Below are 12531 nucleotides of genomic sequence, written 5' to 3' on the forward strand. Positions count from 1 at the left end.
CATTTAATTTAATCAGGCGTCATCAGCTTTTTTAAAAGCGGTTGGGTAAGGAAGAACACCATTTCCTTTTGTTGATGCAAATGTATAAAATATATTCAGATTTGCACTACTTACTATTGGAAAAAGTTATGGCCTGCATTAGCAGTAACGTATTTAAATTTGAAATAACACATATCCTAATAAGGAACCGCCCAAAACTACAACAGCACTATTTAATTTTTTGTATCCAAAAGTTATTGCAATGCTTAAAACTGCAATTAACATCGTCCTCCAATCGGTAATGGTTTCTTTACCCATTTCATAGCACACAGCCATAATTATGGCTACCGATGCAACATTTACAGCATCTAAAAAGGATGATAATCCTTTAGAATTTCGTAGCTTTTTCATTAAGGGATTAAGCAGTGCTACAAAAACAAATGAGGGAAGAAAAATAGCAACAGTTGAAATAAAAGCACCTGAAAGCCCATTGATTTGAAAGCCAATAAACGTTACCGACGAAAAAACAGGACCAGGTGTGAACTGACCTACCGCAATGGCATCCATCAATTGCTGTCTTGTGAGCAGACCTGTTGCTACCAATTCTGTATCTAAAAAGGCAAATAGCACATATCCGCTCCCATAAAGTATGGAGCCAATTTTAAGAAATGTCCAAAACAGTTTGGCATTTGTCGCTGTCCAAAAAGTTGTCTGTGTAATTTGAAGTAAGTTAAACGGAACAATACTTTGCAAAGTATCATTTTGTCTGTTCTGAACCGTATGCAATCCAAATGCTAACAAACCTGCACCAAACATCAAATAAATTTCATTAACTCCAAACACTGCCGCTAACAAAACAGTAATGCCGATAAGACCTAAATTTATGGACTTGACAGATTGTTTTGCCAATGGATAAATTGCTGCCAGAATGATGGCTATTATAGCAGGTTTTATACCATAGATAAAAGGTTGTACTTCGGGCAGCTGTCCGTAAAGATTATATAAATATGCGAAAATTCCAGTGATAAATACGGCAGGCAGAATAAAGCATAAACCTGCTATTATCAATCCTTTCCAACCTCCTTTGTCATAACCGATATGAATGGCCATCTCCGTACTATTTGGACCGGGAATAAGATTGGTAGCTCCAAGCAAGTCTAAAAAATGCTGTTCGCTCATCCAATTTCGTTTTATTACCACTTCATCACGCATCATAGCAATATGAGCTGCCGGACCTCCAAAACCTATAAAGCCTAATTTGAGAAATAGTTTAGTAATTTCTTTCTGGCTAACCTTATTTCCCATTATTCATTATCTTATTATCAATAGACCAAAGACCGCCACCTTTTATAAATAGAAAGATACTCCCCAACAGCATCGCCCAGTCTGTCCGGCTTCCGTGCATCATTTCCCAAAATCCTTTTTCTGCCAATACTTCCGATTTGGTTGTGGCAATAGCAACTATCATTATTATAATCAATGGAATACTTGCCAATCTTGTCAAAAGTCCAACAAGAATAAAAAGTCCGCAAATAATTTCAAAACTGCCAACGAACGGACCTAAAAACTCAGGATTTGGTAAACCGATTTTAGCGAAGCGACCTGCCCCCAATGTATCAGCAAATAAAAACTTCTGTATTCCTTCAGAAAGAAATACGGCACCCACCATCAGTCGAATAAGTATGGTAGTTTTTGATAGGTCTGTCTTAGTTATTTTTTGAAACATCATGATTAAATAGTTTTATGAATTTTGGATTGTATTTTTTATATAAATGAGCTGCCATGAATGCAATTGGTATACTTAAAATAGCAGGAACTAGAATATCAGTGGGATAATGTACGCCTAAATAAACCCTGCTTACACTAACAAAAATTGCCCAAGGGATAAGAATAAATGGCAGCCATTTTAGACTATGCTTAGCTACTATAGTCAAATAAAATGCTAAGGCAAAGACATTTGCAGCGTGTGAAGAAATAAAACCGAACTTGCCGCCACGATAATTGTTTACTATATGCAGCTGGTCTTCTAATTCTGGATTATGACTTGGACGAAGCCTTTCAAATAATGGCTTAAATATGCCGGAAGCCAGCTGGTCACTCATTGTGATGAGCAAGGCAATTAGTAAGATCATTAGGATAGCATCCTTTTTATATTTCCAGACAAGCAAAATTATCAATGCAACATAAAAAGGCAGCCATGTGTATTTACCGCTGGCAAACCACATTATATTGTCCCAAAATTCATTATGGTTTCCATTTAGCCATAATAGAATATTTGTATCTATCTGTTTAATGTATTCAAGCATTATTTTCTGATGGGTGATTGTCTTTCTGTCGGCGTTTTTACAGTGAAGAAAGGTACTTTTTCCATTGCATGACAGCTAACGCAGCTATTGGTAAGCATTTGGAAGTTCTTATTAAAAACAACTGTATCCCTTTTTTTTAATGCCTCACTCATTTGAGGGAGTGTAACAGTTAAAAAATGATGTGCGGAAGGTGCCCGTTTAGGTCTTCTTTCCAATCCATTTTCTATCGCCTTTTGGATTTTTTCGAGTTGATAATCTGCATACTCCCAGTTTTCGTCCTGTCCCGCCCAATATAATTCCTGGTAGCGATATCCGGTTTCAACCATTGCCATGTCAAAACCACGAAATTGATTTTCTATCGTTTCAAGTTTCTTCTGCTCGTTTCCTTTTATCCACTGTCCCTGAACAGCTTCTTGTTTTTGATTACAAGCCAAAAGAAAAAGAAATATTAATATAGATGTTAAATATCTCATTGTTTACAATTTACATTACACAAATTTCGTACAATACAAATCATTTAGAACGGTATATTTGAAAATACCGTAGTATATTTTAGGTATTTCGGAAGGTTTGCGGCGTAACACCTGTGTGGCGTTTAAAATACTTTACAAAATGGGAAGTATCATTAAAATTCAAACTATAGGCAATTTCAGAAACACTACTTTCTGTATAAATCAATTGTCTTTTTGCTTCGCTAATGATATGCACTGCAATTACTTCTGCTGCCGACTGGTCTAATGTTTTACGGCAAATTGCATTGAGATTTTGTGGTGTAGTGTAAAGTTTTTCTGCATAGTAGGCAACATTATTTCGCAGATCATTTGTTTGGTTGAGTAGTTCCCTGAAAACTGTAATTACATCATCGGTTTTACTCGTTTTATTAGTCAAAGGTTTTGCTGAAATCAATATTTTAGCAAATAGTGCCTTCAATAATCCTTCGGTAACGGTAAAGTCTTTCTCTGTAGTGAGCAGTTGAAATATAGTATCTATACTTTCTGTTTCTTTCAGATAGATGCAACTTAATTCGCTGAGTTTGGATAAAAGACTTTTCAGCTCACTGTCCATCGATTGGTCGAGAAATCCCTTCTTTAAGAGCAGTACAAAACCATCTGGTGTATCGGTCATATCCCAATGATGCACCTGCTCTTTACGGACAAAAAATACAGTTGGCGGCTTTATTGAAAATGAAGTATGGTCGATGGTGTGGAAACCGCTTCCTTCTCTTAAATAAATAATTTCAAAATAGCTGTTGTGTTTGTGCGGTTCGGTCTTGCGAATTTCTTTCCGGAACGGTGCAGCTTTTAATAATGCTGCCGCTTCAATTTTGGTTTTTATGAAAATAGAATTTTTCAATTTGCTGGAACTTCAATATTGTCTTTATAAAATTAACTATAATACCTCTTTTTTAACCACAAACTTGCCCTAACCAAAAGTATCAGAACAGGAACCTCAACCAGTGGGCCGATAACGCCAACAAATGCCTGTGGCGAATGAATACCGAAAACCGCTATAGATACGGCGATTGCCAATTCAAAATTATTACCTGTAGCAGTAAAAGCGATTGATGCGTTCTTGTCGTAAGGCAGTTTCAATAATTTATTGATAAAGAAGCTCACGAAAAACATCAATACAAAATAGATGATTAAGGGTATGGCTACTTTTATCACATCCATTGGTAACGCTACTATTTTGTCGCCTTTCAAGCTAAACATCAATACGATAGTAAAGAGTAAAGCATACAAAGTAATAGGCGATATTTTGGGTATGAATGTTCTGTTATACCATTCAATTCCTTGGGTTTTGACTAAAAAATAACGACTTAAAAAACCTGCCAAAAACGGAATTCCTAAGTATATCAATACGCTTTCTGTTACGTCTTTCATAGATACATTTACGTTGAAATTAGCTAAACCTAATTTACTCGGTAATACATTGATGAAAAGCCAAACCAAAACACTGTAACTCAATATCTGAAAGATACTATTTAAAGCAACCAACATAGCGGTATATTCTCTGTTGGCTTTTGCCAAATCACTCCATACAATAACCATGGCGATACACCTTGCTAAGCCTATCAGTATTAAGCCTGTCATATAATCTGGTTCGTTGCGTAAAAACAAAACAGCTAATCCGAACATTAATACTGTACCGATTAGCCAATTCAACAATAAGGATATGCCGATTACTTTTTTGTCCTTAAAGGCTTTTGGTAGTAAGGAATAATCCACTTTTGCCAATGGTGGATACATCATCAGTATTAATCCTATTGCTAAAGGAATATTAGTAGTACCTACTGACAAACTGTTTGTAACATTGGAAATTGTAGGAAGGAAATAACCCAATCCTACACCTAATGCCATGGCAAGAAATATCCATAAGGTCAGGTATCTGTCTAAGAATTTTAGTTTTGGCTGCATAGGTTATCGACTGATTTTTGAAAAGACATAAAACATTTCGCTTGCTATGTGTAAACTCCTTTCTGCATATACCATTGATTGCTCCGGTGTATTATCTGAAATTTTAGGATCTTCAAAAGTGATGGGTATTCTTTTTTCCGCTCCTGCTATAAAAGGGCAACCACCGTCTGCCTGAGAACAGGTCATAATAGCTGCGAACGCTGAAACTGGATTAAAAGGGCTATCGTATTTTTTGGAAAAACCGATTATTGGTAAAGCATTTTCACTGTACTTTATAGCATATACAGGATTATGAGTGTCTGCAATTTTGAAGATATTAAAACCCTGATTAGTCAATGTTTCTGCCACTTTCGGAAATAGTGCTGTTTCTTCCGTTCCGCCGGAAAAGCAATGTACATTGGCAATATCGAAGTACGCACTTGCGACCTGTGCCCAAACCTGGGACAAATGGCTTCTGCGGGAATTATGGGTGCAAATGAAGTTGATATTTATTTGCTGCTTATGAGCTGTTTTTTGCTGTACAAAATCGATCAGCGGCTGTAATATAGTTTTACGTTCTTCGCTAATGTTTCGCTTTTGTACTTGTTCGATTGTTTTTGATAATGCTGAATACATAATGGGGGATTTAATTTTTACGGAAACTACAGAACACGAAATTCTGATTGGTATCAAATGGTGTCTTGTGGTCAACGGTTATACAATTGATTTTCTCAAAGGCGTTTTCAAATAATTCCGACAAGCTACTATCCGAATATTGCTTGATGTCTATGCCACTACATTTTGTGGGACCTTGTTCAGAAAAGGTTCCCATCACTAAAATGCCATCCGGGGCAATTGCTTTGGTCGTAGTATGTATATAATTTTCTATTTCGTGGTTCTCCATTAGGAAATGAAACGCTGCCCTGTCGTGCCAAAAATCGTATTGCTGCGTGGGTACAAAATCTGAAATATCTGAAATAATCCAGTGTACCTTGTTGGCTTTACTGCCTAATCTTTCCTTTGCCCGTTGGATAGCGGCATTGGAAATATCCAATACGGTAATATCGACATAACCTAAATCAAGTAGGTAGTCAACCAAAAAGCTGTCTCCACCGCCAATATCAATAATTTTTGCACTCTTCGGTAAGTTGAATTGATGAACAAAATTTAATGAAGTTTCTGGATTGGGCTGATACCAACTCACTGTTTCTAAAGGTTTACTCTCGTAAATATTTTCCCAATGGGATTTTCGATTGAAATGTTCCATATTTATTTTATGATTAACAACATCCACCACCTGGCGTGCAAGTATTGGTTTGATTTACGTTCAATCCTATTAAATTTTTCTTTTGTTTTTCAGATGGAATACCGCAAGCATCTTCTGCCAAACAAGCTGTAGTTTTGTTTTTCAGCACAAATGTTTTTCCGATGAACTCTAAATCATATTTTCCAATGGTATTGCTTTGGTATTCCACTTCAATTTCGGCATCTTCCATACCTAACTTCTCTTCCGAAAGTTTTATGATGTTTAAAAGTTTGGTGGGTTTTAAGCGATGTTCAAAATCGTTAGCATCCCATAATTGAAAATTGATAACTTTTTCGGTGCGAACTACGCCACCGCAGTCAATAAAATTTTTAGTTATTTGCCCCACTTCGGTAACGTGGAAATGTTCGGGTACAAAAGTTCCATTTTCTAATTGGAATTCAACATTATCCAATGTTGGAAGGATTTCTTTGATTTCTGATAGTTTCATAGTTTTTATTTAATTGTCATATTGCTTTATTGCGATAAATATATTCAAAAAAATGCTCAACAGCATTTATCAAATCCTACATTATCTACAAAGAAAATATTGAGTTCCTTTTTAAGCTGCTGCCAAACGTTCTCATCAATACAATAACAAACGCTTGTCCCTTCTATTCTTCCCTTAATTATGCCAATGTTTTTTAATTCTTTCAAATGCTGCGAAATTGTAGCCTGTGCCAGTCCCAATTCCTCTATTAAATCATTACAAATACAAGCATTCTGCTTAATTATGTATTGTAGAATAGCTATGCGGGCAGGATGTGCCAACGCTTTTAAAGAAGTGGCTAAGCTGTTTTGCTCCTCTGTAAATATTTCAGTTTTTGTTAGGCCCATTTTATCTCAATTATATCGCAATATTACGATATTAAATTAAAGTAATCAAATAATGCCTATTTTTTTATTGTAGAAAATTTTAAAACTTAAATTAAAATATTTGGTTTATAACACAGAATCTTTTCTTTGGCCGTCACGGAAAGAAAAGAAGCCCGCCAAAAACAGCAAAAGGGATACGGCATCCCTTTATAATAAATCCAGTGCGTCTGGTAAAATAGCGGGAACTGCATTTTGGCAGAGGCGCTCCACCGTTTTAAACGCAAAAAGACGCTCCGCCCGAAAGGAAGGAGTGTCTTTTTGCCGCCCGACTCAGGGCTTATCCAACCGCAATGGGCTGAGAGCGGAAATCTTTCAGATTCAGAAAAAATCCCCTGTTTGGGGTCATGCCTTCACGAAAGAGATTCCACAAAAGCGAGCATCCCATCTGCGCCAATGCCGAATTTATAAACAGATCCTGCTTTTCGAGCGCCTCGGCAAGCGAACAGCTTGGCGTGTCGTCCTGCTGTTCGGACTCATTGAGCAGTTCCCCAAATTCTTCGGTGACAAATGGAAGGCTCGCCACGGCTTCAAACTTTTCTGACTTGGGCTGTAGAATCTCCCCCACAGTAGACAGCATGACCTGCCCTGTATACTGGCTGTTGCCAAAATCCATCCAGTACTTCGGGTCGTCCCTGTGATGCGCGCGGTTGCTGTATTTTAAAATTTCGGCAACTTCAAAACGGGACTTTGCGCTGTCGGTGCACGTTATATAAATAGTTGCTTTCGCATTTTCGGGCAGTTTTCCAAAACTGTCCTTTTGAAATTTAGCCGTTTCCGCTTTCCAGTTTGTGCCTGTAAAACGGTTGGCGCGGTTGATAAGCGCCACGGATTTGTAAAGCCCGAGCTCGCTCTGTGCAAAGCGCTGTCTGCCGAGGTTGGCATTTGTGATAACATCATCATCCCAAAGGCGCACCAAAAGCCCCGCATGCCCGAGAGCCGTAAGGCTGTGGTTCATTTCCATAAGCGCGGTAAGCACCTTTGAGCCCGTACCGCCCGCGCCTATCAGGTTCACGGTGATGGGATTGGTCGGGCTAATCAGGTACGGGTCTGTAAAATGCATTTTGTTTTTTTCTGTTTTCATGGCAATAGGTCTTTAAGTGTTTTGTGGCTTCTTTTCAAAATCGCTGTCGGAAAGGTTCTGCCCGATGTGACAAGGTCTTTCCACAGGCTCACGCAATTGCCCTTTACAGGGCTGTTTTCTCCCAAAAGGTGGCTAAAATAGCTATTGAAGAAATAATCCTCCCACGCCTTTATAAACTCTTCAATTGAGGATGATTCCTTTATTTCGACATTTACCGACCCCATGCACACCCTGTCGTCTTCATAAATATTGAAAAACGGCGCATGGCATAGCGGTGTTTTTTCCGTGGGTCTGCGCTTGCCCATAAGGGCAAAAACCCGCAGGCTTCTTTTGTCCGCCTGCCATAACATCGCAGGCACATAAGCCTCACCGCAGGGAATGCCCAGACCTTCTATAAAATACAGCGGTCTTTTTTGGGATTTGGTATGCCATACAACAGCCTCTTTGTCCCTGCTTGGATTGACATGCAGAATGTTTGTCGGCAGAATCCCGCCCGATTTTAGAAAGGCGGTCTGCTTCTGCTTTTCCATGGTCAGCGCTTTTACGAGCGCCTCGGCTTCACGCTGGGTAAGCGGATGGGCATTAACAGGCATGCCGTTTTTATCCACATCAAAATGCTCGACATACGCCTTTTTATCTAAAGTATTGCTTTCATAAAAAACAAGGGCTGATTTGGGGTGGTAGAGCGTTCCAAAGTCTTGGGTTATGTCAGTTATATTATTCATTTTCGTCATTTTTTATAGTTATACAGCAAAGCGCAGAGGTTATCCAAAAGGGCAAACACACCGCTTTCAAAATCAAGGCTGTCCTCTGTCAGCTCATTTCCGTCAAAGCGTTTTAGAACCGTCGGCTCGTCCATTTCCCCGTATTCGTTGAACTCGCTGTTGATGCTCTCCTCTATGCTTTCATACAGCCAACCTTTGGTATCGCAGATAAAGGAAATATACTTTTCCATGCTTATGCTCTCGTTTTCTGTTTCATCTTCATCTCCTTCATTGATGGTTGCATTTCGGAAAATGCTCTCGTTGGGATAATCGCTGTATAAGGAAAAAGCGCTTTTGATTATATCCAGACACTCGTTGTCAAAGGCATTACGGCATTTAAAACCGTTCAGCCGTTTTTCAAAAAAAGTCAGGTTCTTTGGGCTGAAAATCTTCTGTGCCATACAGTCGCCGATAAATTCCGCCTTGTCAAACTCGCCGATGTACCTTTCGTTCTCTTCTCTGTCCTCGTCCTGCTCCGTCCATTCCCTGTGCATCTCGTAGAGCCAGTACAGATAACTGCCCTGCTCCCTGTAGTGCGGAATCCCTGCCACATGGTACAGATAGGCGCAGACCGATAAAAGCAGGTGCGCATTTTTTTTGTGCTTCGGTTTTTTAAGCATTTGATAAATCGGCTGTATCGGGATATAATACAGGGTTGTGCCTGTATGGTATTTTTCCTTGCCTGTCAGATAGGTTTTCTCTGAATCCTGCAACACCCGCAGTTCGGAAAAATTCCGTGCACTTTTTTTGAGCTTTTCCTGCAAATCCCATAAAGCGAGCGCCGTATTATAGGGATATTCAAAATGGCGGGTCGGCATCGGCATAATCCCGTAATGATTAACAAGACAGTCAAGGGACGCATAAAAATCATCCTGCATTTTTGCAGATTCCCCGCCAGTCTGTACCGCTTTATTTTGTTGCAGTACAGGCAGGAAAGCAACCTTTAGAAAACCATCGGAAGCATCCCCGCAGGAACTGGCCTTGGCTTGTCCTTCTGCACTTCGCCCGCGTCTTTGGGTCTCTGCATCCAATGCATGAACCCTGCGAGCTGTTCGTGAAGCTGTTTTTGCCTTTTTCCCTCGGGCAGTTTCACTGTTCCCGATATTATGTGTTTTTGCATAATTCATGGCTTTAGATTTTTGGTTAGCCTTTTGTCCCCATTACCGTTTCAAATCGGTACTCGACCGCATCGTCCCTGATGGCAGGGGCTGATATTTTGGCTGTGGTCAGTATGGGGTAAGTCGGTGCATAGAAATTCAGCACCGACTCGGCGCTCCATCGCGGTTCAGGATCGGAAAGCCTGATTTCCTGCCCCTTGTCTTTGAGTATAAATACCCTCTGCAATTGTGTCGATAATATCATGACTGCTGTATTTTAGTTAATATTCGGGGTCTTCTGGGTCTTCTTCCCAATACTCCGCCTCTTCGCTTTCTGTTTCCTCTTGGTCTGCCTGACCGTCTTCCTCAGTATAGCCATGCTCGGGAAAAAGCGCTTCTCTTGGCGGTTCGGGCGCTGTCTTCTCTGATGCACTGCCGAAAAGGTCGGGCGCGAATTGTGCAGAGAGTTCAGCTTTTCTTTTGCGCAACTGCTCGGCTTTTAAAGGGAACTCGTGGATTTCGGGCACTTTCATCCATGCCTCGCGGAATTTCCCTTCCTTTTCAAGCTCGTCCGCCTTTGCCATGGCATCATTGAACTTTCTGTCCTTGCCTTCTGCTTCCTTTTTTTGGCTTTCAGCCTTCTGCTTTTCCATGGCAGACTGCGTTTTGGTCTGCTCGAGCTGTTTCATATAGCCTTCCATATCCACCATCAGACCCGATGCGCTCTGCATGGGGGTGGTGATATTCTCAAAAAAGCCTTGGTCGAGCTCCTCTGCCGTTCCCAGCAGGCTCAGTGGCGGTATGCTGTGCTTCGCGCTGTCCCCGCACGCCTCGTTCTGTAGCATCACAAGCACGACAAGCCTGCCCTCTGCCCCTTTGGCTACGGTAATGTGCAGATTCCCTATAATGTCCATCTGCGCTATCTGATTGAAAAAATTAGTGTCCATTGCGTTTAATTTTTAGTTGTTTCCTGTACTGTTTGTGAGTTTATCAGTTTTTTAATCTCAATAGGAATGGCTTATTAAAGGCTGTCGCATTTGGCGACAGCCTTTGGTTTTCCGCCTGCCTAGTTAAGGTTGAGGATTTCTGCTCCGTCCGTCTTGAAAGCCATGCATAAATCAAACGCCTTCTGCGATTTTTCCTGCGCTGTGCCTCCCATTACAATCGACTGCAGTTTTGCCTCTCCGTCCTTGTACTTTCGCACATTCTGATAATAGCCCGTCACGCCATTGTAAGCGCCAAAAAGAGTGCCTTTGGCGGTCTCCATCTGCTGTGCCTCGCTTGCCATGGCGTAGGCGAAAGCATCCTCTACGGTATTTTTGAATATCGCGGAAGCTTCATCCTGCGCCCCTTTTTTGATTAGCTCCAAAGTTTCCTTATTCGGGCATAATGCAAGCTGTATCAGCTTTTTGACTTCCCTGTCTGCTATCTTTACCTTAGCCCAGTCATTGAAGATGCCTTCAAGCTGTGTGCTGAGCCTGTCGGCAAGCCCCATCACTTTATGGGCATCGTCAAGGCGCTGTTTAGCCCCTGAGGTATGGCGGATTCGCACCACGTTGCTCATGGAGCGCAGCGACGCATTGAGGGTGTTCTGGCATACGATGCGGATGGGCGTGAATGCCGCCGTGATGCTTCCGCTCCCGTCGTGGGAGGTGGTCAGGAAAATATACTTCTCGGTCACGTCATCCCCTTTGCCTACCCTGATATAATCGGGCAGTTTTGCTGTAATAAAGATGCGTTCCCCCTGCCCGAGCGCTCCTGCCGTTTCGTAGAGTATCCCGTCGCCCCTGCCCACAATGGCATCAAAGAAGCTGAACGCCTCACGGTTCTGCACGATATGGTAGTCCTTTCCTACCACGCCCAAAACGGCATTGCTGTCGGTGCGTATGGTGGCAAAGCAGTCAGGGACTGCAAGTTCGGAGCTTCCCACCTCAATGCCCTCACGGGTGACCAAGATTTCAGAGCCTTTGGTGTAGAGCGGGCTTTTAGCCACCTGATAGTCTAGCCCCGCGTATTTGATGGCTTCCGCACTTGTCGGGTACTGCTCTACTGTCTGCTCGAGCCCGTGCCATGCTTTTTCCTTCACGCTGAAAAACGAATACTTTCCCGTTTTGCTGTTGTAGTTGATATTGTGTGCCATGATGCATTTATTTTAAGGTTTATAACTATGTTCTGTCTTTACTGCCACCTCTTAAAACGGCAGGTCTTCTTCGGGCTCTTTCAGATTGGGCTTGCTGTTCACTGCCTGTACCGAATCCTTCCCGCTCTGCGCTTCCTGCGTGTTTTCCGCTTTTCTGCCTCCGCCGTGCAGTTTGATATTCGATGCGTTGAAATTCAGCCCCGCACGCGGTTCCCCCACGCTGTTCTTCCACGCCCTTGCGCTTACCATTCCTGTAAGCTCCACCACCGTGCCTTTGGTCAGCCACTCGGCAACCCTCGGGCTAATCCAGTAGGCGCAGTCGAAAAATGTGGTCTGCTCCACCCTGTCGCCCTTTCTGTTTTTGTAGCTCTCGTTGATGGCTACCGAAAAATTTACTACCTGTCTGCTGTCCGACAATGTGCTTACTTTCGCATCCTTTGTCAATCTTCCTGTAATGTTCATGATTCTGATTTTTAAATATTTACACACGTTTACTTATTCTATTGCTTTATTTATTTATTTATTTATTTATTTATTTATTTATTTATTTATTTATTTATTTATTTATTTATTTATTTATTTATTTATT

General features: G+C 41.2%; 17 protein-coding genes and 1 riboswitch. All 17 genes read right to left on the bottom strand.

What is annotated here, in order from left to right:
- Nucleotides 1-6: 6 nt before the first annotated feature.
- Nucleotides 7-75: riboswitch (Fluoride riboswitch) on the bottom strand.
- A gap of 78 nt (nt 76-153) precedes the next feature.
- The 17 genes from chrA to AAYQ05_RS14960 all read right to left on the bottom strand — a co-directional run bounded on the left by chrA (nt 154) and on the right by AAYQ05_RS14960 (nt 12404).
- Nucleotides 154-1284, bottom strand: a complete 1131-nt coding sequence (gene chrA / locus AAYQ05_RS14880) for a chromate efflux transporter (protein WP_343544241.1) — start codon at nt 1282-1284, stop codon at nt 154-156.
- On the bottom strand, nt 1274-1708 hold the full coding sequence (locus AAYQ05_RS14885; protein ID WP_343544242.1) for a DoxX family protein: 435 nt from the start codon (nt 1706-1708) through the stop codon (nt 1274-1276). Before AAYQ05_RS14885 ends, chrA begins: the two co-directional genes overlap by 11 nt.
- Nucleotides 1686-2285, bottom strand: a complete 600-nt coding sequence (locus AAYQ05_RS14890) for a phosphatase PAP2 family protein (protein ID WP_343544243.1) — start codon at nt 2283-2285, stop codon at nt 1686-1688. The genes AAYQ05_RS14885 and AAYQ05_RS14890 overlap by 23 nt, the downstream gene beginning before the upstream one ends.
- The gene (locus AAYQ05_RS14895; protein ID WP_008463842.1) at nt 2285-2758 is read right to left on the bottom strand and encodes a hypothetical protein; all 474 of its coding nucleotides are present in this window, start codon (nt 2756-2758) and stop codon (nt 2285-2287) included. The genes AAYQ05_RS14890 and AAYQ05_RS14895 overlap by 1 nt, the downstream gene beginning before the upstream one ends.
- A gap of 79 nt (nt 2759-2837) precedes the next feature.
- Nucleotides 2838-3638 (bottom strand): helix-turn-helix domain-containing protein, encoded by an 801-nt coding sequence (locus AAYQ05_RS14900; RefSeq protein WP_343544244.1) that lies wholly within the window; start codon nt 3636-3638, stop codon nt 2838-2840.
- A 32-nt stretch (nt 3639-3670) separates the two neighbouring features.
- A complete protein-coding gene (gene arsB, locus AAYQ05_RS14905) occupies nt 3671-4702 on the bottom strand; it encodes an ACR3 family arsenite efflux transporter (RefSeq protein ID WP_343544245.1) in 1032 nt (343 codons plus the stop codon).
- 3 nt (nt 4703-4705) lie between these two features.
- Nucleotides 4706-5317 (bottom strand): low molecular weight phosphatase family protein, encoded by a 612-nt coding sequence (locus AAYQ05_RS14910; protein ID WP_276173361.1) that lies wholly within the window; start codon nt 5315-5317, stop codon nt 4706-4708.
- A gap of 10 nt (nt 5318-5327) precedes the next feature.
- Nucleotides 5328-5948, bottom strand: coding sequence for a class I SAM-dependent methyltransferase (locus AAYQ05_RS14915; protein WP_276173360.1), 621 nt, complete (start codon nt 5946-5948; stop codon nt 5328-5330).
- A gap of 13 nt (nt 5949-5961) precedes the next feature.
- Nucleotides 5962-6435: a DUF6428 family protein gene (locus AAYQ05_RS14920; RefSeq protein WP_276173359.1), complete on the bottom strand. Its 474-nt coding sequence runs from the start codon at nt 6433-6435 to the stop codon at nt 5962-5964.
- A 56-nt stretch (nt 6436-6491) separates the two neighbouring features.
- Nucleotides 6492-6821, bottom strand: coding sequence for an ArsR/SmtB family transcription factor (locus AAYQ05_RS14925; RefSeq protein ID WP_276173358.1), 330 nt, complete (start codon nt 6819-6821; stop codon nt 6492-6494).
- A gap of 316 nt (nt 6822-7137) precedes the next feature.
- Nucleotides 7138-7941 carry a PRTRC system ThiF family protein gene (locus AAYQ05_RS14930; protein ID WP_343544246.1) on the bottom strand — a complete coding sequence of 268 codons (804 nt, stop codon included), beginning with the start codon at nt 7939-7941 and terminating at the stop codon, nt 7138-7140.
- Nucleotides 7938-8666, bottom strand: a complete 729-nt coding sequence (locus AAYQ05_RS14935; protein ID WP_343544247.1) for a PRTRC system protein B — start codon at nt 8664-8666, stop codon at nt 7938-7940. Before AAYQ05_RS14935 ends, AAYQ05_RS14930 begins: the two co-directional genes overlap by 4 nt.
- Nucleotides 8667-8671: 5 nt before the next feature.
- Nucleotides 8672-9832: a hypothetical protein gene (locus AAYQ05_RS14940; protein ID WP_343544248.1), complete on the bottom strand. Its 1161-nt coding sequence runs from the start codon at nt 9830-9832 to the stop codon at nt 8672-8674.
- 16 nt (nt 9833-9848) lie between these two features.
- Nucleotides 9849-10067 (bottom strand): PRTRC system protein C, encoded by a 219-nt coding sequence (locus tag AAYQ05_RS14945; protein WP_343544249.1) that lies wholly within the window; start codon nt 10065-10067, stop codon nt 9849-9851.
- A 16-nt stretch (nt 10068-10083) separates the two neighbouring features.
- A complete protein-coding gene (locus AAYQ05_RS14950; protein WP_343544250.1) occupies nt 10084-10749 on the bottom strand; it encodes a PRTRC system protein E in 666 nt (221 codons plus the stop codon).
- 119 nt (nt 10750-10868) lie between these two features.
- Complete coding sequence (locus tag AAYQ05_RS14955; protein ID WP_343544251.1) at nt 10869-11942, bottom strand: DUF932 domain-containing protein; 1074 nt, start codon at nt 11940-11942, stop codon at nt 10869-10871.
- A 51-nt stretch (nt 11943-11993) separates the two neighbouring features.
- Nucleotides 11994-12404, bottom strand: coding sequence for a single-stranded DNA-binding protein (locus tag AAYQ05_RS14960; RefSeq protein WP_343544252.1), 411 nt, complete (start codon nt 12402-12404; stop codon nt 11994-11996).
- Between the last annotated feature and the right edge of the window lie 127 nt (nt 12405-12531).

The sequence above is a fragment of the Flavobacterium movens genome, assembly GCF_039581425.1.
Lineage (GTDB): Bacteria > Bacteroidota > Bacteroidia > Flavobacteriales > Flavobacteriaceae > Flavobacterium > Flavobacterium luteolum.

Bases quoted from the DNA above. Each gene is read 5' to 3' on its own strand.
- AAYQ05_RS14950 (WP_343544250.1), bottom strand. From the start codon at position 10,749: ATGGACACTAATTTTTTCAATCAGATAGCGCAGATGGACATTATAGGG.
- AAYQ05_RS14925 (WP_276173358.1), bottom strand. From the start codon at position 6,821: ATGGGCCTAACAAAAACTGAAATATTTACAGAGGAGCAAAACAGCTTA.
- AAYQ05_RS14930 (WP_343544246.1), bottom strand. From the start codon at position 7,941: ATGAAAACAGAAAAAAACAAAATGCATTTTACAGACCCGTACCTGATT.
- chrA (WP_343544241.1), bottom strand. From the start codon at position 1,284: ATGGGAAATAAGGTTAGCCAGAAAGAAATTACTAAACTATTTCTCAAA.
- AAYQ05_RS14890 (WP_343544243.1), bottom strand. From the start codon at position 2,285: ATGCTTGAATACATTAAACAGATAGATACAAATATTCTATTATGGCTA.
- AAYQ05_RS14960 (WP_343544252.1), bottom strand. From the start codon at position 12,404: ATGAACATTACAGGAAGATTGACAAAGGATGCGAAAGTAAGCACATTG.
- arsB (WP_343544245.1), bottom strand. From the start codon at position 4,702: ATGCAGCCAAAACTAAAATTCTTAGACAGATACCTGACCTTATGGATA.
- AAYQ05_RS14945 (WP_343544249.1), bottom strand. From the start codon at position 10,067: ATGATATTATCGACACAATTGCAGAGGGTATTTATACTCAAAGACAAG.
- AAYQ05_RS14955 (WP_343544251.1), bottom strand. From the start codon at position 11,942: ATGGCACACAATATCAACTACAACAGCAAAACGGGAAAGTATTCGTTT.
- AAYQ05_RS14915 (WP_276173360.1), bottom strand. From the start codon at position 5,948: ATGGAACATTTCAATCGAAAATCCCATTGGGAAAATATTTACGAGAGT.
- AAYQ05_RS14910 (WP_276173361.1), bottom strand. From the start codon at position 5,317: ATGTATTCAGCATTATCAAAAACAATCGAACAAGTACAAAAGCGAAAC.
- AAYQ05_RS14935 (WP_343544247.1), bottom strand. From the start codon at position 8,666: ATGAATAATATAACTGACATAACCCAAGACTTTGGAACGCTCTACCAC.
- AAYQ05_RS14885 (WP_343544242.1), bottom strand. From the start codon at position 1,708: ATGATGTTTCAAAAAATAACTAAGACAGACCTATCAAAAACTACCATA.
- AAYQ05_RS14895 (WP_008463842.1), bottom strand. From the start codon at position 2,758: ATGAGATATTTAACATCTATATTAATATTTCTTTTTCTTTTGGCTTGT.
- AAYQ05_RS14940 (WP_343544248.1), bottom strand. From the start codon at position 9,832: ATGAATTATGCAAAAACACATAATATCGGGAACAGTGAAACTGCCCGA.
- AAYQ05_RS14920 (WP_276173359.1), bottom strand. From the start codon at position 6,435: ATGAAACTATCAGAAATCAAAGAAATCCTTCCAACATTGGATAATGTT.